Genomic DNA, 22,716 nt, shown 5'->3' on the forward strand with positions numbered 1-22,716 from the left:
GGTCTTCTGCGCCGACAGCCCCGGTGTTCTGCGCCGACAGCCCCGGTGTTCTGCGCCGACAGCCCCGGTGTTCTGCGCCGACAGCCCCGGTGTTCTGCGTCGAGAGCCCCTACACGCGCACGTGATCGATCAGGCGTCCGATGAACGCCTGGCACTGCGCGAGCTGGTCGGGGTCGATGAACTCGTCCGGCTTGTGCGCCTGCGCGATGTCGCCGGGGCCGACCACGACGGTCGAGATGCCCGCGTTGGCGTAGATGCCCGCCTCCGTGCCGTAGGTGACCTTGTCGTCCTGCACCTCGAGCCCGAGTTGCTCCCCCAGCCGCACGGCGTCGCTGTCGGTGGGCGTGTCCAGCCCGGGCGTCTGCGCGCGCACGTCGATCTCGACCGAGGCCGAGGCGTCCTCCGCCCGCATGGCACGCTCGATCTCACGGCAGTACGCCACGAGCGCGTCGATCTCGGCCTGGTCGTCGGCGGCCGTCCCGATCGAACGGAACTCGAGCGTCACCGAGCATTCCGCCGGGATGATGTTGACCCCGTTGCCGCCAGCGATCTGGTTGACCGACCCGGTCGTGTGGGCGATCGGGTACGCCTCGTCGAACGGGCCGGTGGTGCGCCAGGCGTCCGCCCGCTCGCGCCAGTACCGCACCACGGACGCCGCGTGCTCGATGGCGTTCACGCCCTGGGCGGTCAGCGAGCTGTGCGCGGCGAGCCCGTGCAGCGTGATCGTGACCAGGTTGATGGACTTGTGCCCGCGGATCATCCGCATCGACGTCGGCTCACCCACGAAGCAGACCCGCGGCGCGAGCCCGACCGAGCGCATCCCGTCCACGAGGGGCTGGGCTCCGATGCACCCGACCTCCTCGTCATGGGACAGCGCGATGTGCACCGGCTCACGCAGCGGCTGGGCGACGAGTTCGGCGAGGGCGTCCACGATGATCGCGTTGAAGCCCTTCATGTCGGCGGTGCCGCGGCCGTAGAGCAGTCCGTCCCGCTCGGTCAGGGTGAAAGGGTTGGACGCCCACGCCTGGCCGTCCACGGGGACGACGTCGGAGTGCCCGCTCAGCATGACGCCCCCGGCGGTCTTGCCGTCGGCGTCGGGCACCGTGACGACGAGGTTCGCCTTCGTCCCGTCCTCGTTCGGGAAGACGTGCGGGTCGAGGCCCAGAGAGCGCGCGTGCTCAGCGACCAGGTCGACCAGCGGCAGGTTCGAGTCGCGGCTGGTGGTGTCGAGGGCGATCAGGCGCGCGAGCCAGTCGAGCACGCCAGGCGAGGGGGACGTCATGATCTCCTTCCTATCACGACGCGGCAACGGCCCGGGCAGGGCTCTCGACGCCAGAGGGCGGGGCTCTCGACGCCAGAAGCCGGGGCTCTCGACGCCAGAAGCCGGGGCCCTCGGCGCAGGGGGACGTCAGCCCGCGGGAGTCCAGGGCATGCGGTCGCGGAGGTCGTGGACCGTCGTGGGGGTCATCTCGTTGTAGCGACCGTGTGACAGCTTCCAGCCCCGGTCCGACAGCAGCCCGTCGTGGATGCCGAAGCCCTGCGGGGCGCCGACCTCACGCAGGAAGTCGATGTGCTCCTTCATCGCCGCCCACGGCCCCATCATCGGGATCGCGATGACATCGACGCCCGCGGGCGCGGTGTCGAGCGAGTCGCCCGGGTGAAAGAACGTCGGCTCCCCCTCGGCGCTCACGACGAGCCCCACGTTGCCGATGCGCGGGATGTCCCGGTGGATGACCGCGTGCAGCCCGCCGACCGCCTCGATGCGGACGCCGCCCAGCTCGACCGACTCGTCCTCGGCGATGCCCTGGACGCCCGGGGGCAGGTCGTACTGCGACAGCACGCCCGGCTCGACCCAGACCTGCGCGCCCGGGTTGTCGGCCAGCAGGCCGCCGATGTGGTCGGGGTCGATGTGGTCGGGGTGCAGGTGGGTGACGACGATCGCGTCCAGGTCGGTAGTGCCGTGCCAGCCGTCGGAGAAGTTGCCCGGATCGAACAGGATCCGGCGGTCGGCCACCTCCAGCAGGACGGCCGCGTGGCCCAGGTGCGTGATCTGCATGACCCCAACCTAAGCTCGGGGGATGAACGCTGGCTACCTCGTGAACCAACCCAACCGCGACGAGGTCGACGCCATGGCCGGCCGGGTCGTCGTCGAGTTCGGCACCGACTGGTGCGGCTACTGCCGTGCCGCCTCCCGGTTCGTCGAGCCGGCCCTGTCCGACCGGCCGGACATCACCCGCATCCGCGCCGAGGACGGCAAGGGCCGCCCCCTGGGTCGTTCGTTCCGTGTCAAGCTCTGGCCGACGCTGGTCTTCCTGCGTGACGGCGAAGAGGTCTCCCGGGTCGTCCGCCCGGGCAGCCGCGAGGCGGTCGAGGAGGCCATCGCCGCCCTCGACGCCTGATCACGCGCCGAGGATCTCCCCCAGCACGGCCCCGGCGTCCGCGCACCGGGCGGTCGTGACGTCGAGGTGGGTGACCGCACGCACGACGCGCGCGCCCACGGCCGAGATCCGCACGCCCCGCTCGGACGCCCGCGCCACGACTTCGGCGGCCGGGTGCGCGCCGGTCGGCACGACGACGATGTTGGTCTCGGGCTCGGTCACCGCGACCCCGGCCGCGCGCACGGCGTCCGCGAACGCCCGCGCACCCGCGTGGTCGTCGGCCAGCCGCTCGACGTGGTGGTCCAGCGCATGCAGGCAGGCCGCGGCGAGCAGCCCCGCCTGGCGCCAGCCGCCGCCGAGCCGCTTGCGCAGGACCCGGGCGGACGACATGGCCTCGGCCGGGCCGACCAGCACCGACCCCACCGGCGCCCCCAGTCCCTTGGAGAAGCAGACGCTGACGGTGTCGAACAGCCCGCCGTAGGTGGCCAGCGGTACGCCGGTCGCCACATGGGCGTTCCACAGGCGTGCGCCGTCCAGGTGCATGCGGACGCCCGCGTCACGGCACAGCGCCGCGAGCGACTCCAGCGCGGCCAGCGGCTGAATCGTGCCGCCCCCGAAGTTGTGGGTGTTCTCGACCTCGACGCAGGCTGTCGAGACGAGGTAGGGGCCGGCGTCCGGCGAGAACAGCGCCTCGACGCCGGCTGGATCGACGCGACCGTCGGGGGTCACCCACGTGCGCATCGTGACGCCGGTCAGGGCGCCGTGGGCGCCCATCTCCGCCCGGGCGATGTGGGCCCCGGAGTCGCAGAGCACCTCCTGGCCGGGCGCGACGTGCTGGGCGACGCCGAGCACGTTGGCCAGCGAGCCGGTGGCGCAGAACAGGCCCGCCTCGTGGCCCAGCAGCGCGGCGACGCGCGCCTCGAGCTCGCCGATGGTCGGGTCCTCGGCGTAGACATCGTCTCCGACGGGTGCGGCGGCCATGGCCGCGCGCATCGCGTCCGTCGGCCGGGTGACCGTGTCGGAGCGCAGATCGATCATCACATCTCCCGCGGGGTGAACTCCTGAATGGGGTTCGTCCCGCGCCGCAGGATGTCGTTGCGCAGCCGCTCGGCCAGGTAGAACGCCAGCTCGATGCCCTGGTTGCGGTTCAGGCGCGGGTCGCAGGCCGTCTCGTAGCGGTCGGCCAGCGCGTCCTCGTCGAGCTCGTCGACGCCACCGACGCATTCGGTGACGTCGTTGCCGGTCAGCTCGATGTGGACGCCGCCGGGCCAGGTCCCCAGCTCGGCGTGCACGTCGAAGAAGCCGTCGACCTCGTCCCAGATGACCGGGAAGGCGCGCGTCTTGAAGCCCTTCTCCGTCGAATAGGTGTTGCCATGCATCGGGTCGCACACCCACGCGACCTTGCGGCCGGTGGCCTCCACGGCCTCGATGATCGCGGGCAGGGCGTCGCGGACCTTGCCGGCGCCCATCCGCGTGATGATCGTGAGGCGGCCCGGCTCGTTGTCGGGGTCGAGGCGCTCGACCAGCTCGCGCGCGACCTCGGGCGTGGTGGTGGGGCCGAGCTTGACGCCGACGGGGTTGCGCAGGCGGCTCAGCAGCTCGACGTGGGCGCCGTCGATCTGGCGGGTGCGCTCGCCGATCCACAGCAGGTGGCCGGACGTGCCGTACGGGGTGCCCGTGCGGGAGTCGATGCGGGTGAGCGCGTGCTCGTACTCCATGAGCAGCGCCTCGTGGGAGGCCCAGTAGTTGACCGTCCGGAACGCGTCGTCGCTCACGCCGCAGGCGATCATGAACGCCATCGCGCGCTCGATCTCGTCCGACAGCGCCTCGTACTTGGCCTCGACGCGCGAGTTGCGCACGAAGTCGGTGTTCCAGCTGTGCACGGTGCGCAGGTCGGCGAAGCCGCCGTTGACGAACGCGCGGACGAGGTTCAGCGTCGCCGCCGAGGAGTTGTAGACGTCCAGCAGGCGGCGCGGGTCGGGCACGCGGGACTCGGCGTTGAAGTCGAGCCCGTTCACGGCGTCCCCGCGGTAGGACGGCAGGGTCAGGCCGTCGCGCGTCTCGTCGTTGCTGCTGCGCGGCTTGGCGTACTGGCCGGCGATGCGGCCCACCTTGACCACGGGCACCTGCGCGGCGTACTGGAGCACGACCGCCATCGACAGTTGCACGCGCAGCGCGTTGCGGATGTTGACGGCGGTCACGTTGCCGAAGGTCTCGGCGCAGTCGCCCGCCTGCAGCATGAACGCCCGGCCCGCAGCGACGTCGGCGATGCGCTCCTTCAGGTCGTCGGCCTCACCGGCGAACACCAGCGGGGGACGCTCCCGGAGCTCGCCGACCACGGACGCCAACGCGGCGGCGTCGGGATAGGTCGGCTGCTGGGCCGCTCCGCGCGCGTGCAGGTCGGTCAGGGAAGGAATCGTCGTGGACACCGGGTCAGGATAGTCGGGCCCGGCCGCATGCCCCGACGGGTACCGCGACCCGGTACCGCCACGCCACCGGTTCAGGCGGACGCCGTGGGTGGCGCCTGGGGCGCCGGCCCACCGCCCGGGCGCTCGCGGACGCGGCGGTCCGCCTCTGCGGCGTCCATCGAGCCGGACTTCACCGAGGACGCGTAGGCCTGCACGTAGGTCTGGCCGGTGAGCTGCTGGATGGCCGCCATCACCTCGTCGGTGACCCAACGCCCCACGGCGCGGTCTTCCTCCATGCCCTTCCACGCGGAGAAGTCGAGCGGCTTCCCGACGACGATGCGCGGGCGTTCGACCCACGGGATGCCGAGCTTCTTACCGGTGATCTTCGCGTCGAGGATTCCGACGGGCACGACGGGGGCACCGGTGGACAGCGCCAGGCGGGCCACGCCCGTCCTGCCCTGGTACAGGCGGCCGTCGGGCGAGCGGGTGCCCTCGGGGTAGATGCCGACGACCCGGCCCTCCTTCAGCGCCTCGATGACCGGGCCCAGCCCGTCCAGGGCGGCGCGGCCGCCGGTGCGGTCGAGCGGCACCATGCCGACCGCCTTGAGGAACCAGCCGATGACGCCCCACACCAGGCCCTGGTCGCGGCGGAAGGCCTCGGCCTTGACCGGCAGGGTCACCTGGCGGTCGATCAGCGCGGGGGTCAGGAAGGTGTCCGCGGACGAGACGTGGTTGCTGGCCAGGATCACGCCACCGGTGCGCGGGATGTTCTCCGCGCCGGTGATGGTCGCCTTGTAGCCGTGCTTCACGAACTGACGGAACGGCACCTTGAAGAACCCGTACCAACTCATGTGTCGAAACCTCCTGGCGGGCCAGCCTAGTGGCCGGGCCCCTACGATGGCGCCATGGCGAACCCGGACCACATGGCCCCGTTTCATGCCGACGGCGGCCCCGTCGGCATCCTCTTCTGCCACGGCTTCACCGGATCCCCCGCCTCCCTGCGCGGCTGGGCCGAGCAGGCGGCCGAGGCCGGCCACACCGTCTCGCTCCCCCGGCTGCCGGGCCACGGCACCGTCTGGCAGGAGTTGAACGTCACCAGCTGGCGCGACTGGTACGACCGCGTGGACGCCGAGTACCGGGGACTGCAGGAGCGCTGCGACCAGGTCTTCGTCGCCGGCCTGTCGATGGGCGGGTCGCTCGCGCTGCGACTGGCCGAGCAGCACACCGACGTGGCCGGCCTGATGCTGGTCAACCCGGCCCTGGGCGCCGTCGACCCCATGGCCCGCTTCGCCGGCGTGCTCAAGTACCTGGTGCCGGCCACCCCGTCGATCGGCAACGACATCGCCCTGGAGGGCGTCGACGAGGGCGCCTACGACATGACGCCGGTGTACGGGGTGCACGAGCTCTTCAAGCTGTGGACCGACGTGAAGTCCGTGCTCGACCTCGTCACCTGCCCGCTCATCCTGTTCCGCTCGACCGTCGACCACGTCGTGCCCGGCACGTCGTCCGACACCATCCTGCGGCTGGTGTCGTCGGCCGACATCACCGAGGTGCACCTGCCGAACAGCTACCACGTCGCCACGCTCGACCACGACGCCAACACCATCGTCGACCAGTCGCTGCAGTTCGTGGAGCGGGTGGCCGCCGCGCCGGTCGCCTAGGCGCGGCGGGTCAGCGGCCACTGCTCCTTTGGGACCGGGCCGACGGCCTGCACCAGCCGCAGCGGCGGCAGGAGGCCGCCGCCCGCGAGGGCGTCCAGAGCCGCCCTCTCGTCGGGGGCCAGTCCGCCCCCCTCCGCGGCCCCGGGCATGCCGAGCAGCACCGAGACCACGCACTCGCCACAGGCCGGCCCGCGGGCGGCACAGGCGTTGCAATCGACCAGCATCGTGTCCATGGCGCACACGCTGTCAGGCGCCTCCGACAATACGCGCGCGGTCCCGGATGGACCGGGCAGCGTGCCATGGATTGTCGGACCCGCCCCCTAGCGTCTGCGGACATGACGACGTCCGCGCTCCAACCCACCTTCGAGGACCTGGGCCGCCACCTGGCCACCACCCCCTTCGTGGTGGTCGACCTCGAGACGACCGGGGCGGGGGCGGACGCGTCCATCACCGAGGTGGGCGCCGTGCGGGTGGAGGGCGGCGAGGTCGTCGGCGAGTTCCAGACGATGGTGAACCCGAACGCCCACATCCCGCCGCTGATCTCGGTGCTCACCGGCATCACGGACGCGATGGTGGCGGACGCCCCGCGCGTCGACCAGGTGATCCCGCCCTTCCTGGAGTTCGCCCGCGGGGCGGTGCTGGTGGCCCACAACGCAGGCTTCGACGTGGGGTTCCTCAAGCGCGCCTGCGCCGCCCAGCAGCTCCCGTGGCCGGGCTTCGGCGTGGTCGACACCGTGACGCTGGCGCGGGGCGTCCTCATGCGCGACGAGGTGCCGAACGTGAAGCTGGCCACGCTCGCCCACCACTTCCGGGCCCCCGAGGCCCCCAACCACCGCGCGCTGACGGACGCCCGGGCCACGGTCCATGTGCTGCACGGCCTCCTGGAGCGGGTCGGCAACCTCGGAGTCTCGACGCTGGAGGACCTGCTGGAGTTCACCCGCGGGGTCTCCCCCGAGCGGCGCGCCAAGCGCACGTGGGCGTCCGACGTGCCCGTCGCGCCGGGGGTCTACCAGTTCGTGGCCGACCTGCCCGATCGCGACGGCGTGATCCGGCGGCAGGTGCTGTACGTGGGCAAGAGCGTGAACCTGCGCGCCCGCGTCCGCAGCTACTTCACCGCCGCCGAGAAGCGCCCCCGCATGGAGGAGATGGTGCGCATCAGCACGGGCGTTGAGGCGACGGTGTGCCGCACACCGCTGGAGGCCGAGGTGCTCGAACTGCGCCTCATCGCCGCCCACGCACCGCGGTACAACCGGCGCTCGAAGTTCCCCGAGCGCCAGCTGTGGCTCAAGCTCACCGACGAGCCCTTCCCGCGGCTGTCGCTGGTGCGGAAGGTCGCGGACGACGGCGCCTGCTACTTCGGCCCGTTCGGGCGGCGCGAGGCCGCGGAGCAAGCGGCGCTGGCCGTCTACGAGGCGTTCCCCATCCGCCAGTGCACCGAACGCCTGAGCGAGCGGAGGCTGACCGGCCGGTGCGCGCTCGGCGACCTCGGCAAGTGCCTGGCGCCGTGCGACGGAACCACCTCGCGCGCCGACTACGTCGCCGTGACGGACGCCGTGCGCGCCAGCCTGACCACCGACGTGCGGGGCATCCTGACCGCGCCCCGGTCGAAGCTCGGCAAGCTCATCGAGGCCGAGCGCTTCGAGGAGGCGGGGCGGCTCACCGCCCGGCTGGAGGCGTTCGTGCGGGCGTCGACCCGGGCCCGCCGCCTCGAGGCGCTGGCGGGCTGTGCCCAGGTTGTCGCCGCGAGCCGGTCCGAGGAGGGCTGGGAGGTGCACGTCATCCGCCACGGGCGGCTGGCCGCGGCCGCGCTGGCCCGCCCGGGGGAGGTGGTACAGGCCGTGGCCCGGGACGCCGTGCGTGCGGCCGAGCACGTGCCCGCCCCCCTGCCGGGCATGCCCGCGGCGACGGTCGAGGAGGTCGAGCGGGTCGCCGCCTGGCTGGAGCGGTCCCGCATCATCGAGATCGAGGGCGACTGGGCGTGGCCTTTGCACGGGTCGATAGCGTTGGCCGACCTCCCGCGCCACGCGCTGGATAGTGTGGCCCCATGAACACCGCCATCGTCTTCATCACCACCGCGGTCGATCGCGTCACCGGGGTTGCCGAGGAGGTCGCCGCACTGGACGGCGTCACCGAGGTCTACTCCGTCACCGGCGATATCGACCTCGTCGCGATGGTGCGCACCCGCGACGTCGAGACAATCGCCGACGTCGTGACGGGCCAGATCAACAAGGTCGCCGGCGTCACGGGCACGCAGACCCACCTGGCGTTCCGCGCCTACTCCTCGCACGACCTGGAGGCTGCGTTCTCGCTCGGCGAGTGAGCGGTCCCCGAGGTGCGGGTGTCCCCGAGGTGCAGGTGGAGCGCGCCTCGAGCGGGCTGACGCACAGAACGCCCCCGCCGCGAGGGCGGGGGCGTCCTGCGTCGGTGGGTCGGCTCAGGCCTCGGTGACCTCGACCGACTCGATGACCACGGGCTCGACCGGGCGGTCGCCGCGGCCGGTGCGCACCTTGGCGATGGCGTCCACGACGTCGCGGCTGGCCTGGTCGGCCACCTCACCGAAGATCGTGTGGCGGAAGTTCAGGTGCGGGGTCTGGGTGACCGTGATGAAGAACTGCGAGCCGTTGGTGCCGGGGCCCGCGTTCGCCATGGCGAGCAGGTAGGGCTTGTTGAAGGCCAGGTCGGGGTGGAACTCGTCGCCGAAGCGGTAGCCCGGTCCGCCGGTGCCGGTGCCGCTGGGGCAGCCGCCCTGGATCATGAACCCGTCGATGATGCGGTGGAACACCAGACCGTCGTAGAAGTTGCCGGTGGTGGCGGCTCCCGTCTCGGCGTCGCGGTACTCCTTGGTGCCGGTCGCGAGGCCGACGAAGTTCTCGACGGTGTTGGGGGCCTGCTCAGCGAACAGGGTGAGGACGATGTCCCCGTGGTTGGTGTGGAGCGTCGCCTGCTGGGCCACGGTGGATCCTTTCGGGTGGATGACGCGCCTGACGGCGCACGTGCGCACCCAACGTTACCCACGCGCTCTGTTGCGCGGGTGGGCGCTTGGGTACGGTGGACGCACGCGATCACGCGAACCACACAACCGCAACGGAGGAAACCCGTGAACCGGAAGAAGTTCGAACGCGCCGTCGGTGACACCACCCACGCCGCGGCGGACCTCGGCAAGGACGCCCTTGCCCAGGCCCAGGCATACCTGCAGCAGGCCCAGGACTACCTGGCCCCGCGCGCCCAGGATGCGATCCACCAGGCGAGCGACTACATCAGCCCCTACGCCAAGGACGCCAAGAAGCGCGGCGCCCAGTTCGCGGCCTCGGCCGTGGATGCCGCCCGTCCGAAGCTCGACGAGGCCCTGGACCGCGTGTCCCCGGCCCTCGACAACGCCTACGCCCGCATCGCCCCGGCCGTCGACGACGCCCGCAGCAAGGTCCAGTACGGGTTCCTGCCCGCGCTGAGCGACCTGCTGCACAACGCCGCCGACGACATCGCCAAGGTGGAAATCCCCCAGGTTCCGGCCCCGAAGAAGAAGAACTCCGTGTGGGGCACCCTCGGTCAGGTCATCCTGGCCGGCGGCCTGCTCGCCGTGGTCGCCTTCGCGATCAAGAAGTTCCTGGCGCCCGACGACTCCGGGTGGCAGGCGCACGAGCCGAGCCAGCCCTACGTGCCCACCACGCCGCAGAAGATCGTGGACGACCTGGCCACGGCTGACGCCGACGGCCCGGTGGACGCGGCCGACCAGTGGCTGGAGGACGGCGGCGAGGTGCTGCCCGGCGACGAGCCGCTGACCGACGAGGCTCCCGAGGCCGCCGCCGACGCGGAGGCCGATGCTGACCCTTTCGTCCCTAGCCCTTACGGGGACGGCGCCTACGTGGGTGCCGAGCCGCCGGAGGGCTTCTCGATCAAGGGCAACGAGCGTTCGATGAAGTACCACGTCCAGGGCAACGGCGGCTACGAGCGCACCATCGCCGATGTCTGGTTCGCCAGCGAGGAGGCCGCCGAAGCGGCCGGGTTCACCAAGGCCCAGCGCTGACGCACTGACGCACCACCTGCGGGGCGGGGCGCGACCACCACGGTCGCGCCCCGCCCTTTGGCGTGCCCCCTCCGCCGAGGGCTTGGGTTCCCTCCGCCGAGGGCTTGCCTTCCCTCCGCCGAGGGCTTGGGTTCCCTCCGCCGAGGGCTTGCCTTCCCCACGCCGAGGGCTTGGGGCCAAGCCCTCGGCGAACTTCTTCTCAGCAGCCACTCACAATCGGCCTGTCCCGGAGGCCTTCCTGGTTGGAACGTTCCCCAGGAGGCCCCATGACCCGCATCGTCCGCATCATCGACCCCGCAGCGTGGGTCGACGCCGCCCCGTTCGCCGCCCACCTCGAGCGCCTCTGCGCCGGCACGGGCCTGCCGTGGCAGGTCGTCGCGGCCTACGCCGGGGTGTCCCAGCGCGCCGCGGCGCGCCTGGTGGGCGGGCGCCCCCGCCCGCGCCTGCGCCGCATCCCCCGCACCGTCGCCCAACAGCTGTGGTCGGTGACGCCGGAAGAACTGCAGCGCCTGCGCACCACCTGGGTCGCTGCCTCGCCCACGTGCGCCCGCGTCGCCGACCTCGTGGGTCTGGGGGTCCCACTCGCAGAACTGGCCGACCGGCTGGCCTGCACGCAGGCCCTCGTCGCAGCGTTGGCGGACGGGACGCCCGCGACGGTGCCCGCCGTCACGGCACTGCGCGCACTCGTGGCCGTGGAGGCCGCCAACCGGGATCGCACGCTGGACGCCCTCGGCGCGGCCTAGGGTGGCCCCGTGCCCTGGCCCACCCCCGCCCTGGCCGTCGTCCTCGCCGCGCTCGTGGCTACGGCGACCGCCGCCCTCACCCCCGCCGTCCTGCGCACGCTGCCCGAGCCCGCAGACCCCGACGGCAAGCCGCCGTACGCCTCGCTGGCCTCACACACCGTCGTCGCCGGCGTCGGGCTCGCCTGCCTGGCCGCCACCCTGCTCGTCACACTCACCGTGCCCCCGGCTCACTGGCCGGCGTGGCTGGCGCTGGCGTCGGTGAACGTCCTCGCCTGCGCCGTCGACGCGCGGACCACGTGGCTCCCCCTCCCCCTGGCGCGTGCCGGCTGGGCGGTGGCCGCGGTCGGCGCCGGGGTGGTGGCGTGGGCGTCCGGCTCGTGGACGCCCCTGGCCGCGGCCGCGCTCGGCGCGCTGGCGCTGGGCCTGCTGTTCCACCTGCTGTGGCGCACCACGGGGGCGTTCGGGTACGGCGATGTCCGCCTGGCCGCCACGATCGGGGCGGTGACGGCGCTCGACTCGGTCGGGCTGGTGGTGTGGGCGCTGCTGCTCGGCACGCTGGCCGGGGCCGTGTGGGGCATCGTGCACCGGGCCGCCGGCGGGCGGGGTACCTTCCCCTACGGCCCGGGCCTGCTGGCTGGCCCGTTCCTGGCGCTGGCGCTCCGCGCAGCGCAGGGCGGTCTCAGCTGGCCAGTGACTGGGTGAGGCTGACCCAGCGCTCGAGAAGCTCGGTCGCCGCCCCCGAGTCGACCGCGCGGCGCGCGCGGGCCAGTGGCTCGGCGAACTGCTCGGTCAGGTCGGCGTCCGGATCGGGGCCGTCGTAGGCGAGGATCGCCGCGGCCGCGTTCAGCAGCACGATGTCGCGCACGGGCCCGGGGCGCCCCGCGAAGGTGTCGCGGACGACCTGGGCGTTGTGGGCCGGCTCGCCGCCGACGAGGTCCTCCTTGGACGCCTTGGCGATGCCGAGGTCCGCGGGGTCGAAGGTCGTTGGGACGACCCGGCCGTCGCTGATCACCCAGACGTCGGAGGTCGTCGTGGTGGTGAGCTCGTCCAGCCCGTCACCGCCGTGGAAGACCAGCCCGCGGTTGCCGCGGTGCGCGACGACGTCGGCCACCAGCGCGGCGACCAGGCGGTCGGCGACGCCGATCGCCTGGGCGTTGGGGCGGGCGGGGTTGGCCAGCGGGCCGAGGAAGTTGAAGGTCGTCCGGATGCCCAGCTCGCGCCGCGGCACGGCCGCGTGGCGCAGCGAGGGGTGGTAGTGCGACGCGAACAGGAAGACGATGCCGGCCTCGTCGAACACCCGGCCCTGGACGCCCGGGTCGAGGTCGAGCACCACCCCGAGCGCCTCGAGGCAGTCGGCGGTGCCGCTCTTGCTGGAAGCCGCGCGGTTGCCGTGCTTGACCACCTTCGCGCCGGCGGCCGTGGCGACCATCGCGGCCATCGTGGAGATGTTGACCGTGTTGGCGCGGTCCCCGCCGGTGCCGACGATGTCGACGGCCTCACGCGTGGGCAGCGAGATCGGGCGCGCGTTGTCGAGCATCGCGGTCACGAGGCCGTTCAGTTCGTCCGGGGTCGCTCCCTTGGCCTGCAGCGCGACCATGAAGCCGGCCACCTGCACGGGCGTGGCTGCGCCGGCGAGGATCTCGTTCATCGCCCACGAGGTGTTCTCGCGGTCGAGGTCCTGGCGGTTGACGAGGGAGGTCAGCAGGTCAGCCCAGGTAGGGGTCACCGGGCCTGCGCCTCGCTGGCCAGTCGCGCGCGGAGGACCTCCGCGACGGAGGCGGGGAGGCGGACCGGGTCGATCGGGTACGGGACGACGGCCTCGGCGCGCGACCACGTCGCGAGCCAGGCGTCGGCGACGCGGGCCACGAGCAGTACGACGGGCGGACAATTCACGACCTCATCCTTGACCTGGCGGCACAGCCCCATGCCGCCGGCGGGCGTCGACTCCCCGTCCATGACGACGAGGTCGATTCCCCCGGCGTCCAGAGTGCGACTGACGGCCTGGTGCGTGGCGCACTCAACGATCTCGACCTCGGGGAGGTCCGCAGCCACCTTGCGGCCCAACGCGAAGCGCACCTGGTCCCGGGTGCCCCGGTCATCGGAGTAGACCAGGATGGTCGCCTTCGCGGCAGCTGCCTCTTCGCTCATCGCGTCCTCACTTCTGGGAATGGAGTCGGGCTCGTGGTCATCGTAGCCCCGCCGCCGGACGCGCGCACGACGCGCCCGCCCACGCCCGAACAGTCACGGACAGGTAACGAAGCAGCGGCATTTGTCCACTGTGGCTCGGGCCGACGTGACCCGGGATCGGTTCCCCGGTAATAATGGCGCCCGTGGCGAATACATCGAAGTCGAGCGCGGTCCCGGTCATCCCTCACGGAGCCATCCACCCGATTGCCCCGGCACGCCTGCACGGCATCAAGGGAAAGCCGGACATGGTGGCGGTGGGCACGGTGATCTGGCTCGCCAGTGAGCTGATGTTCTTCGCGGCCCTCTTCGCCGCCTACTTCAATCTGCGCAACCACACGACGGCCATGGCGGCCCCGGGTGAGCCCACCATGTGGGAGTGGGGCACGTCCCACTTCATGCAGGACTGGTTCGGCATCCAGCTGCCGTGGTTCTCGATCATCAACACCACGATCCTGGTGCTGAGCTCGATCACCTGCCAGATCGGTGTCTTCCGTGCGGAGAAGGGCTACGTCTCCCGCACCGGCAGCATCTTCAACGTCGGCTCCTGGGGCATGCGTGAGTGGTACATCCTCACGGTCCTCATGGGCTCGGTCTTCATCGGCGGCCAGGCGTACGAGTACTTCCTGCTCGTCTCGGAGGGCTTCGTCCTCCAGACCAACGCCTACACCTCGGCCTTCTTCCTCGCCACCGGCTTCCACGGCCTCCACGTGCTGGGCGGTCTCATCGCCTTCCTGCTCATGATCGGCCGCACCTACGTGGCGCGGACGTTCACCCATGAGCAGAGGGTCCATGCGATCGTCACGTCGTACTACTGGCACTTCGTCGACATCGTCTGGATCATTCTGTTCGCGGTGATCTACCTCATCCGCTGACCCTCCAACCCGACTTCGAAAGGCGCATCGATGCGATCCGGAACCTCCAGAAGGCGGCACAGGGCGGCACGTCCCCTCGCGCTCGCTTTCGCACTCGTCCTCATGGGCGCGCTCTACGCAGCCCTCTCCCCGGCCACCCAGGTGGCCGCTGACACGGGCATGTCCGCCCAGGTCGCCGAGGGCAAGGCACTCTTCCAGGTGACGTGCTCCTCGTGCCACGGCCTCAACGGCGAAGGCACCTCCCAGGGCCCGTCCCTGGTCGGCGTGGGGGCGGCGGCGGTCGAGTTCCAGATGGCCACCAACCGCATGCCGATGGCCAAGCCCGGCGCGCAGGCCCCCCGCAAGGTGGTGCAGTACACGGCGCAGGAGATCAACAACATCGCCGAGTACGTGCAGACCCTCGGCCCCGGCCCGGCCATCCCCAAGTCGGAGCAGTACGACTACTCAGGCCTGTCCGATGACGACATCGCCCGCGGCGGCGAGTTGTTCCGGACCAACTGCTCCGCCTGCCACCAGGCCGCGGGCAACGGCGGTGCGCTGCCGAACGGCAAGTACGCCCCCGCCCTGCAGGGCGTCGAGCCGCTGCACATCTACGAGGCCATCCGCACCGGCCCCCAGCAGATGCCCGTCTTCTCCGCCGGGGCCATCCCCGACGAGGACGTGGCCTCCATCATCGGCTACCTGAAGGGCATGGAGGAGCAGCCGTCGGCCGGCTTCTCCCTCGGTGGCCTCGGCCCCGTGACCGAAGGCTTTGCGGCCTGGGTTCTCGGCATCGGCGGCCTCGCCCTCGTCGCCACCTGGATCGCCTCCCGAGGAGCACGCGCGAAATGAGCCACGACCACTCCACCGCCCTGGTCACTCAGGACGACCCGCACCGCAACCCCGTGCCCAACCCGGGCATCGAGGAGCACGTCGAGCGCTGGTCGGACGTCGACAGCGCAGCGGCCAACCGCGCCTACCGCCAGGTCGTGACGCTCTTCGGCCTCGTTCCCCTGTTCGCCATCGCCTTCGTGGTGATCTACTTCGCCGTCCCCCGCCACGCGACGGCGAACATCCTCGGTGTCAACTGGCACGTGCACACCACGCTGCTCGGCCTCACCGGCGGCCTGGCCGTGCTGCTCATCGGGGTCGGAGCCATTCACTGGGCGCGCCAGCTGATGAACGACACCGAGATCGCCGAGGAGCGGCACTCGCCCGCCTCGACCGAGGAGGAGCGCGCCGGCTTCGTCGACACCCTGAACGCCGGCATCGCTGACGCGGGCGTGTCGCGCCGCAAGATGATCGTTGCCTCCCTCGGTGGCGCTCTGGGCATCGTCGCGGTCCCCGCGCTGGTGACGCTGGCTGACATCGGCCCGTACCCGACCGCCGCGGTGCGTCGCGAGACCATCGAGAAGACGATCTGGGCCGACGGCGTCCGCGTCGTCAACGACGTCAACCGCCTGCCGCTCAAGCCTTCCGACATCGAGATCGGCCAGCTGGTCAACGCCGAGCCGGAAACCCTGTGGGACCTCCACGGCAAGGAGTACATGAACATGAAGGCCAAGAGCCCCTTGGTCGTCGTGCGCATGGACCCGAACTCGATCAAGATCCCCGAGTCCCGCTCCGCCTGGCACGTCGGAGGCATCCTGGCCTACAGCAAGATCTGCACCCACGTGGGCTGCCCGATCTCGCTGTGGGAGCAGCAGACTCACCACCTGCTGTGCCCCTGCCACCAGTCGACGTTCGACCTGGGCAACTCCGGCGTCGTCGTGTTCGGCCCCGCCGCCCGATCCCTGCCGCAGCTCCCCCTCAAGGTGAACGCCGACGGCTACCTGGTCGCGCAGAGCGACTTCACGGTGCCGATCGGCCCGAGCTACTTCGAGCGCGACTCCCGCAACGACTACAAGGACGGTGATCGGTGATGGCCAAGCCTGTTGGCATCGCTCCCGAGGGCGACATCCTCGAGACCCGTAGGCCGGCCGAGGGTGGGGCAGTGAAGTCCCTGCCCGGCCCTGCCGTGTGGCTCGACGAGCGCGTCGGCATCGCCAAGCTGGGCAAGGCGGGCCTGCGGAAGGTCTTCCCCGACCACTGGTCGTTCCTGCTGGGCGAGATCGCCCTGTACAGCTTCATCGTCCTGCTGCTCACCGGCATCTTCCTCACCATCTGGTTCAAGCCGTCGATGGCCGAGGTCGAGTACCAGGGCAGCTACGAGCTGATGCGCGGCCTGCAGATGAGCCAGGCGTTCGAGTCGACGCTGGCGATCAGCTTCGACGTCCGCGGTGGCATGCTGGTCCGCCAGATCCACCACTGGGCCGCCCTGCTGTTCATGGCCGCGATGACCGCGCACATGCTGCGCGTGTTCTTCACCGGCGCGTTCCGCAAGCCCCGTGAAATCAACTGGCTCATCGGCGTGGGCCTGCTGAGCCTCGGCATGATCGCCGGCATGACCGGCTACTCGCTGCCCGACGACCTGCTGTCCGGCACGGGCCTCCGGTTCACCGACGGCGCCATCCGCTCCATCCCGCTGGTGGGCACCTGGATCGAGTTCTTCGTCTTCGGTGGCGAATACCCCGGCGACATGATCATCGCCCGCTTCTACATGGCGCACATCCTGCTGCTGCCGGCCATCTTGCTCGGCCTCATCGCCGCGCACATGGCGCTGCTGGTGTACCACAAGCACACGCAGTTCCCCGGCCCCGGCCGCACCGAGAACAACGTCGTGGGCTACCCGCTGTTCCCCGTCTACATGGCCAAGGCCGGGGGCTTCTTCTTCATCGTCTTCGGCGCCCTGATCCTCATGGGTGCGACGTTGTCGATCAACCAGGTCTGGCTCTACGGCCCGTACAACCCCGCGCAGGTCACCGCCGGCTCGCAGCCGGACTGGTACATGGGCTGGGTCGAGGGCGCCATCCGCATCATGCCGGGCTGGGAGTCCTCGTGGGGTTCGACGACGTGGTCGTGGAACGTCTTCATCCCGTTCGCCATCCTCATGGGCATTCTGTACACCGGCCTCGCCGTGTGGCCCTTCGTCGAGGCGTGGCTGACCGGCGACAAGTCGCACCACAACATCCTCGACCGCCCGCGCAACGCCCCGACCCGCACGGCGCTCGGCGTGGCCGGCATGGTCTGGTACGGCCTCTTCTGGGTCGGCGGTGGCAACGACATCATCGCGACGCAGTTCAACGTCTCGCTGAACGCCGTGACCTGGTTCCTCCGCATCGCGGTCTTCGTCGGCCCGGTCATCGCGTTCATCGTCACCAAGCGCCTGTGCCTCTCGCTGCAGCGCGCCGACCGCGAGCGCGTCCTGCACGGGTCCGAGTCGGGCATCATCGTCCGCTCCCCCGCCGGCGGGTACCACGAGCCGCACGCCCCGATCTCCAACGACGAGGCGTTCACGCTCACCCAGCACCCGCAGTACGCGCCGCTGGAGGAGACACCCTCGCACGACGAGCACGGCGTCAAGCAGTCCGGCCCCGGTTCCGTCAGCGGCCTCCACGCCCGCCTGTCGGCCTGGTTCACCGGCGACGACATCGCCAAGCCGACCCGCGAGGAGATCGCGGACTCCCACCACCACGACGACGAGCCCAAGCAGCTCCACTGAGTGGCCGGGCCGATCGGGCCCCCTCCCAGACGGGAGGGGGCCCGTTCTGTCCCCGGCGGTAGGCTGGGCGGGTGCGCTTCACGACGGGCAAGCCCGAGTTCGACCTGACCTATGACGACGTCTTCATGTCGCCGACCCGCTCCTCGGTGCGGTCCCGCATGGACGTCGACCTCTCGTCGACCGACGGGCTGGGCCTCTCGACCCCGCTGGTGGTGGCAAACATGACCGCGATCTCCGGACGCCGCATGGCCGAGACCGTGGCCCGGCGCGGGGCTGTGTCGATCATCCCCCAGGACCTCTCGCTGCAGGCCGCCGGGACCGCCATCGAGCGCGTCAAGCGGGCCCACACGGTCTTCGACACCCCGATCCATGTCACCCCCGACACGATCGTTGCCGACGCACTCCCCCTGATCCCCAAGCGCGCCCACGGGGTCGCCGTCGTGCTGGAGGGGCGGCGTCCCGTCGGACTGGTGTCGGCGGCGGACGCCGCGGGCGTGGACCGCTTCGTGCCCGTCCACGAGGTGATGACCACGGACCTGACGCTCGTCCCGTCCGACAGCACGGCCGGCGAGGTCTTCGAGACCCTCACCGACAGCCGGCGCAAGATCGCGATTGCCGTGGACGAGGCGGGCGACCTGGTCGGCGTCCTCACCACCAAGGGCGCCATGCGTTCGGCCATCTACTCCCCCAGCGTGGACGCCGCGGGTCGCCTCCGCATCGGCGCAGCCGTGGGCATCTCCGGCGAGGCCGCCGACCGCGCTCGTGCGCTGCTGGCGGCCGGCGCCGACGTACTGGTGATGGACACCGCCCACGGGCACCAAGACCGCATGCTCGAGACGCTGGTGGCCGTCCGCGCCGTGCGCGACGAGCACGCCCGCAGCGGGGGCGTCCGCGTGCCGCTGGTGGGCGGCAACGTCGTGACCGCCGAGGGCACACTCGACCTCATCGAGGCCGGCGCCGACATCGTGAAGGTCGGCGTGGGCCCGGGCGCTATGTGCACCACCCGCATGCAGACCGGGGTCGGACGCCCGCAGTTCTCCGCGGTGCTGGACTGCGCCGCGGCCGCCGCGGACGTTGGCAAGGCCATCTGGGCCGACGGCGGCGTCCGGCACCCCCGCGACGTCGCCCTGGCGCTGGCGGCCGGTGCCGGCGCTGTGATGATCGGCTCCTGGTTCGCCGGGACGCACGAGTCCACCGGCACGCTCATGCACGACGCAGACGGCCGCGCCTACAAGGAGTCGTTCGGCATGGCGTCCGCGCGGGCCGTGCGCGCCCGCACGCAGCAGCAGACCTTCTTCGAGCGCGCCCGGGCCGGGCTGTTCGAGGAGGGCATCTCGTCCTCGCGGATGTACCTCGACCCGGCACGCCCCGGCGTGGAGGACCTGATGGACTTCATCACCTCCGGCGTCCGGTCGTCGTGCACGTACGCCGGCGCCCGCACCCTGTCCGACTTCCACGCGCGGGCCACGATCGGCGTCCAGAGCCGCTCGGGCTACGAGGAGGGGCGTCCGCTGCACAGCAGCTGGTAGGCCCTCCAGGGCCCCTCAGGGCGACGCTGAGGGGTTGCGTGGCGAGTTGCCTGCCCCCAACATCCGCGTCGCCCACAGACCCCTGGGGCTCTCGGCACACGAAGCCGGGGCTCTCGGCACACGAAGCCGGGGCTCTCGGCACACGAAGCCGGGGCTCTCGGCGCAGGAAGCCGGGGCTCTCGGCGGACGGGGACATGCAGAACGGGGACGGACCGTGTGGTCCGTCCCCGTTCGGGTCTGTCGCTCAGTGCTGGTAGTCGCCCACGTAGTACTCGTAGGCCCAGCCGAGCGCGGCGTAGATGCCGAGGCCTGCACCCAGGAGGGTCAGCCACCAGCCGAACACGGCTCCCAGCAGCATGATCGCGATCGCGATCGTCGACCAGAAGGGGATGATCGAGGTCGGCGGGAAGAAGCCGAGCGCGCCGGCGCCCTCGATGATCTCGCCGTCCTTGCGGTCCTCCGGACGCGGGCCGGTCGAACGACCGGTCAGCGCCAGCAGGCCCCAGATCATGGCGCAGAACAGCAGCGTCAGGATCAGGACGGTGGTGCCGATGGGCTCGGGGTAGTTGCCGTGGTCACCCCACGTCATGAAGACGTAGATGGGGGTCACGATCGTGAAGAACACGACCATGAACAGGAAGAGCTTGGCCTCGGTCTTCACTTGGCGGTCTCCTCTGCCGCGTCGGACTCCTCGGCCACGATGGCCTCCTGGAGCGGGTTCACCGGGTGCGGGCCGATGCCCGAGATCTCCGGGTGGTGCAGGTCGAAGGCGGGGGCCTCACTGCGGATGCGCGGCAGCTTGGTGAAGTTGTGGCGCGGCGGCGGGCAGGAGGTGGCCCACTCCAGGGAGCGGCCCCAGCCCCACGGGTCGTCCACGGTCACGCGCGGGGCGGTCTTGTGGCTCTTGTAGACGTTCCACAGGAACGGCAGCATCGAGATGCCCAGCAGGAACGAGCCGACCGTGGAGACCTGGTTGAGGAAGGTGAAGTCCTCACCGGGCAGGTAGTCCGCGATGCGGCGCTGCATGCCCTCGACACCCAGCCAGTGCTGGACGAGGAAGGTCAGGTGGAAGCCGGCGAACACCAGCCAGAAGTGCAGCTTGGCGAGCTTCTCGTCCAGCATGTAGCCGTACCACTTGGGCCACCAGAAGTAGAAGCCGGCGAACATCGAGAACACGACGGTGCCGAACAGCACGTAGTGGAAGTGGGCGACGACGAAGTACGTGTCGGACACCTGGAAGTCGAGCGGCGGGCTGGCGAGGATGACGCCGGTCAGGCCACCGAAGAGGAAGGTCGTCAGGAAGCCGATTGCCCACAGCATGGGGCTGTCGAGCCTGACCGAGCCGTTCCACATCGTGCCGATCCAGTTGAAGAACTTCACGCCCGTGGGCACGGCGATCATGAACGTCATGAACGAGAAGAACGGCAGGTTCACCGCGCCCGTGACGAACATGTGGTGGGCCCACACCGAGATCGACAGGGCGCCGATCGCCAGCGTCGCGCCGACCAGGCCGACGTAGCCGAAGATCGGCTTGCGGCTGAAGACCGGGATGATCTCGGTGATGATGCCGAAGAACGGCAGCGCGAGGACGTAGACCTCGGGGTGCCCGAAGAACCAGAACAGGTGCTGCCACAGCATCGCGCCACCGGTGGCGGCGTCGAGGATGTGGGTGCCCAGCACGCGGTCGCTCAGGAGTACCAGCAGGCCGGCGGCCAGCACGGGGAACACGACGAGGATCAGGATCGAGGTCACCAGGATGTTCCAGGTGAACATCGACATGCGGAACATCGTCATGCCGGGGGCACGCATCGTCACGATCGTGGTGATGAAGTTCACCGCGCCGAGGATGGAGCTCAGGCCCAGCAGGTAGAGGCCGACGATCCATAGGTCGCCACCCACGCCGGGCGAGTGCACGGCGTCCGACAGCGGCACGTAGGCGAACCAGCCGAAGGAGGCCGCGCCGTCCGGGGTGAGGAAGCCGGCGCAGGCGATCAGCGAGCCGAACAGGTACAGCCAGTAGCTGAACATGTTCAGGCGCGGGAACGACACGTCCGGGGCGCCGATGTGCAGCGGCATGAGCGCGTTGGCGAACGCCGCGACCATGGGCGTCGCGAACATCAGCAGCATGATCGTGCCGTGCATGGTGAAGAACTGGTTGAAGGTCTCGTAGTGCAGGTACTGCAGACCCGGGAACGCCAGCTCGGCGCGGATGGCCAGCGCGAGCAGGCCGCCGAAGGCGAAGAACGCCAGCGCCGTCCAGATGTACAGCTTCGCGATGACCTTGTGGTCGGTCGTGGTCATCCACGACCAGAAGATCGCGCCCAGGTTCTCCTTGCGGGCCGGGCGGACCGCGGTGGCATCAATGCGTGCGGTGGTCATGGGGTCAGCCCTCCAGCTTCGGCCCGGTGGACGGGAACTCGGGGACGATCAGCGCGCCGGTCTGGCCATCGGCGGCGAGCTGCTTGACGTACTCGTTGTACTCGGCCTCGGGGACCACCTCGACGTGGAACACCATCGCCGCGTGGTAGGTGCCACACAGCTCGGCGCACTTGCCGAGGAAGGTGCCCTCCTTGGTCGCGGTCACGTCGAAGGTGTTCGTGCGGCCGGGGATCACGTCGAGCTTGAAGTAGAAGTCGGGGATCCAGAAGGAGTGGATCACGTCGGCCGAGTTCAGCTTGAACCGAACCGGCTTGTCGAGCGGCAGGACCAAGGTGGGGATCTCCTCCACGGTGCCGACGGTGTGCGCGTCGACGCCGATGGCGGGGTTCTCGGCCTCCATGTAGTTGAAGGTCCAGGACCACTTCTGGCCGATCACGTCGATCTTGTGGACCGCGTCGTCGCTCTCCTTGGCCAGCACGCCGTTCTGGGCCTGCACGGTGAAGAAGAACAGCACGCCGATGACCAGGAACGGCACCAGCGTGTACAGGATCTCCATCGGGAGGTTGTACTTGACCTGGCGCGGCACGTCGGACTCGCTGCGGCGGCGGTAGCGGAAGACCGCCCAGCCGATGAGGCCCCACACGATGACGCCGACGACCATGGATGCGATCCAGGCGCCGTTCCACAGGTCGCCGATGAACGGCGCCCGGTCACTGGCTGCCTCCGGGAGTCCCCAACGACCCCACTGCTCGACCGTCGCCTGGGAACACCCACTGAGTGCCACGGCGCCGATACCGACGGCTGCAGCTCCCCAGATGCGTCGTGCGGCCTGGGAGGTTCTGTTCGAAGCCACGTCACACCCTTCCGATTCTTAGGTCCACACCCTCCGCGTCGGGGCAGCGCCCTGCGGTGGGAGTCGATGCTCGGCATCAGACTAACCCAAACAAGCATCCCG

Annotated in this window: 23 protein-coding genes and 1 pseudogene; 12 read left to right on the plus strand and 12 right to left on the minus strand. The window is 70.7% G+C overall.

Annotated elements, in window-relative coordinates; all coding sequences use genetic code 11:
- Nucleotides 1-109 precede the first annotated feature (109 nt).
- Nucleotides 110-1,282 carry an acetylornithine deacetylase gene (argE, locus tag ET989_RS03055; RefSeq protein WP_131167091.1) on the minus strand — a complete coding sequence of 391 codons (1,173 nt, stop codon included), beginning with the start codon at nt 1,280-1,282 and terminating at the stop codon, nt 110-112.
- A 126-nt stretch (nt 1,283-1,408) separates the two neighbouring features.
- Entirely contained in the window at nt 1,409-2,056 is a 648-nt protein-coding gene (locus ET989_RS03060; RefSeq protein WP_131167092.1) for an MBL fold metallo-hydrolase, read from the minus strand.
- A gap of 22 nt (nt 2,057-2,078) precedes the next feature.
- Between ET989_RS03060 and ET989_RS03065 the strand changes: the two genes are divergently transcribed.
- The gene (locus ET989_RS03065) at nt 2,079-2,399 is read left to right on the plus strand and encodes a thioredoxin family protein (RefSeq protein ID WP_131167093.1); all 321 of its coding nucleotides are present in this window, start codon (nt 2,079-2,081) and stop codon (nt 2,397-2,399) included.
- On the opposite strand, the gene ET989_RS03070 is transcribed toward ET989_RS03065, so the two are convergent.
- The 3 genes from ET989_RS03070 to ET989_RS03080 form a co-directional block, all read right to left on the minus strand.
- Complete coding sequence (locus ET989_RS03070) at nt 2,400-3,416, minus strand: threonine aldolase family protein (RefSeq protein ID WP_131167094.1); 1,017 nt, start codon at nt 3,414-3,416, stop codon at nt 2,400-2,402. It lies immediately after the preceding gene.
- Nucleotides 3,416-4,807 (minus strand): class II 3-deoxy-7-phosphoheptulonate synthase, encoded by a 1,392-nt coding sequence (locus tag ET989_RS03075; protein WP_131167095.1) that lies wholly within the window; start codon nt 4,805-4,807, stop codon nt 3,416-3,418. The genes ET989_RS03070 and ET989_RS03075 overlap by 1 nt, the downstream gene beginning before the upstream one ends.
- A gap of 71 nt (nt 4,808-4,878) precedes the next feature.
- Entirely contained in the window at nt 4,879-5,637 is a 759-nt protein-coding gene (locus ET989_RS03080; protein ID WP_131167096.1) for a lysophospholipid acyltransferase family protein, read from the minus strand.
- 54 nt (nt 5,638-5,691) lie between these two features.
- On the opposite strand from ET989_RS03080, the gene ET989_RS03085 reads away from it, so the two are divergent.
- Nucleotides 5,692-6,447, plus strand: coding sequence for an alpha/beta hydrolase (locus ET989_RS03085; protein WP_131167097.1), 756 nt, complete (start codon nt 5,692-5,694; stop codon nt 6,445-6,447).
- On the opposite strand, the gene ET989_RS03090 is transcribed toward ET989_RS03085, so the two are convergent.
- Nucleotides 6,444-6,680, minus strand: coding sequence for a hypothetical protein (locus ET989_RS03090; protein ID WP_338324510.1), 237 nt, complete (start codon nt 6,678-6,680; stop codon nt 6,444-6,446). The two genes, ET989_RS03085 and ET989_RS03090, sit on opposite strands and share 4 nt — an antisense overlap.
- A gap of 102 nt (nt 6,681-6,782) precedes the next feature.
- Between ET989_RS03090 and ET989_RS03095 the strand changes: the two genes are divergently transcribed.
- Together ET989_RS03095 and ET989_RS03100 are read left to right on the plus strand one after the other, a co-directional pair.
- A complete protein-coding gene (locus ET989_RS03095; protein ID WP_131167098.1) occupies nt 6,783-8,495 on the plus strand; it encodes a DEDD exonuclease domain-containing protein in 1,713 nt (570 codons plus the stop codon).
- Nucleotides 8,492-8,767, plus strand: coding sequence for an Lrp/AsnC family transcriptional regulator (locus tag ET989_RS03100; protein WP_131167099.1), 276 nt, complete (start codon nt 8,492-8,494; stop codon nt 8,765-8,767). The genes ET989_RS03095 and ET989_RS03100 overlap by 4 nt, the downstream gene beginning before the upstream one ends.
- A 114-nt stretch (nt 8,768-8,881) precedes the next feature.
- Here the strand turns inward: ET989_RS03100 and ET989_RS03105 are convergent, their stop codons facing one another.
- On the minus strand, nt 8,882-9,400 hold the full coding sequence (locus tag ET989_RS03105) for a peptidylprolyl isomerase (protein ID WP_131167100.1): 519 nt from the start codon (nt 9,398-9,400) through the stop codon (nt 8,882-8,884).
- A gap of 906 nt (nt 9,401-10,306) precedes the next feature.
- Between ET989_RS03105 and ET989_RS16090 the strand changes: the two are divergent.
- The 3 genes and pseudogenes from ET989_RS16090 to ET989_RS03120 all read left to right on the plus strand — a co-directional run.
- Nucleotides 10,307-10,471: pseudogene (locus ET989_RS16090) on the plus strand (sunset domain-containing protein); the annotation flags it as partial.
- 266 nt (nt 10,472-10,737) lie between these two features.
- Nucleotides 10,738-11,214, plus strand: coding sequence for a hypothetical protein (locus tag ET989_RS03115; protein ID WP_131167102.1), 477 nt, complete (start codon nt 10,738-10,740; stop codon nt 11,212-11,214).
- Between the two features lie 9 nt (nt 11,215-11,223).
- Nucleotides 11,224-11,916, plus strand: a complete 693-nt coding sequence (locus tag ET989_RS03120; protein WP_131167103.1) for a prepilin peptidase — start codon at nt 11,224-11,226, stop codon at nt 11,914-11,916.
- On the opposite strand, the gene trpD is transcribed toward ET989_RS03120, so the two are convergent.
- Nucleotides 11,894-12,940, minus strand: a complete 1,047-nt coding sequence (gene trpD / locus ET989_RS03125; protein ID WP_131167104.1) for an anthranilate phosphoribosyltransferase — start codon at nt 12,938-12,940, stop codon at nt 11,894-11,896. The two genes, ET989_RS03120 and trpD, sit on opposite strands and share 23 nt — an antisense overlap.
- Entirely contained in the window at nt 12,937-13,362 is a 426-nt protein-coding gene (locus ET989_RS03130; protein ID WP_131167105.1) for a DNA-binding transcriptional response regulator, read from the minus strand. The genes trpD and ET989_RS03130 overlap by 4 nt, the downstream gene beginning before the upstream one ends.
- 173 nt (nt 13,363-13,535) lie before the next feature.
- On the opposite strand from ET989_RS03130, the gene ctaE reads away from it, so the two are divergent.
- The 5 genes from ctaE (at nt 13,536) to ET989_RS03155 (ending at nt 19,382) form a co-directional block, all read left to right on the plus strand.
- A complete protein-coding gene (gene ctaE / locus ET989_RS03135; RefSeq protein ID WP_180320752.1) occupies nt 13,536-14,273 on the plus strand; it encodes an aa3-type cytochrome oxidase subunit III in 738 nt (245 codons plus the stop codon).
- 30 nt (nt 14,274-14,303) lie between these two features.
- On the plus strand, nt 14,304-15,104 hold the full coding sequence (gene qcrC, locus ET989_RS03140) for a cytochrome bc1 complex diheme cytochrome c subunit (protein WP_131167106.1): 801 nt from the start codon (nt 14,304-14,306) through the stop codon (nt 15,102-15,104).
- The gene (qcrA, locus tag ET989_RS03145; protein ID WP_131167107.1) at nt 15,101-16,174 is read left to right on the plus strand and encodes a cytochrome bc1 complex Rieske iron-sulfur subunit; all 1,074 of its coding nucleotides are present in this window, start codon (nt 15,101-15,103) and stop codon (nt 16,172-16,174) included. Before qcrC ends, qcrA begins: the two co-directional genes overlap by 4 nt.
- The gene (gene qcrB / locus ET989_RS03150) at nt 16,174-17,853 is read left to right on the plus strand and encodes a cytochrome bc1 complex cytochrome b subunit (protein ID WP_131167108.1); all 1,680 of its coding nucleotides are present in this window, start codon (nt 16,174-16,176) and stop codon (nt 17,851-17,853) included. Before qcrA ends, qcrB begins: the two co-directional genes overlap by 1 nt.
- Before the next feature lie 71 nt (nt 17,854-17,924).
- A complete protein-coding gene (locus ET989_RS03155) occupies nt 17,925-19,382 on the plus strand; it encodes a GuaB1 family IMP dehydrogenase-related protein (protein WP_131167109.1) in 1,458 nt (485 codons plus the stop codon).
- Nucleotides 19,383-19,626: 244 nt separating this feature from the next.
- Here ET989_RS03155 and ET989_RS03160 read toward each other — a convergent pair whose 3' ends face one another.
- The 3 genes from ET989_RS03160 to ctaC are packed head-to-tail and all read right to left on the minus strand — an operon-like array spanning nt 19,627 to nt 22,614.
- Nucleotides 19,627-20,043 (minus strand): cytochrome c oxidase subunit 4, encoded by a 417-nt coding sequence (locus ET989_RS03160; protein ID WP_131167110.1) that lies wholly within the window; start codon nt 20,041-20,043, stop codon nt 19,627-19,629.
- On the minus strand, nt 20,040-21,761 hold the full coding sequence (ctaD, locus tag ET989_RS03165; RefSeq protein WP_131167111.1) for an aa3-type cytochrome oxidase subunit I: 1,722 nt from the start codon (nt 21,759-21,761) through the stop codon (nt 20,040-20,042). Before ctaD ends, ET989_RS03160 begins: the two co-directional genes overlap by 4 nt.
- A 4-nt stretch (nt 21,762-21,765) precedes the next feature.
- Entirely contained in the window at nt 21,766-22,614 is an 849-nt protein-coding gene (gene ctaC / locus ET989_RS03170) for an aa3-type cytochrome oxidase subunit II (protein WP_277751338.1), read from the minus strand.
- Nucleotides 22,615-22,716: the final 102 nt, after the last annotated feature.

The sequence above is a fragment of the Propioniciclava sinopodophylli genome, assembly GCF_004324755.1.
Lineage (GTDB): Bacteria > Actinomycetota > Actinomycetes > Propionibacteriales > Propionibacteriaceae > Propioniciclava > Propioniciclava sinopodophylli.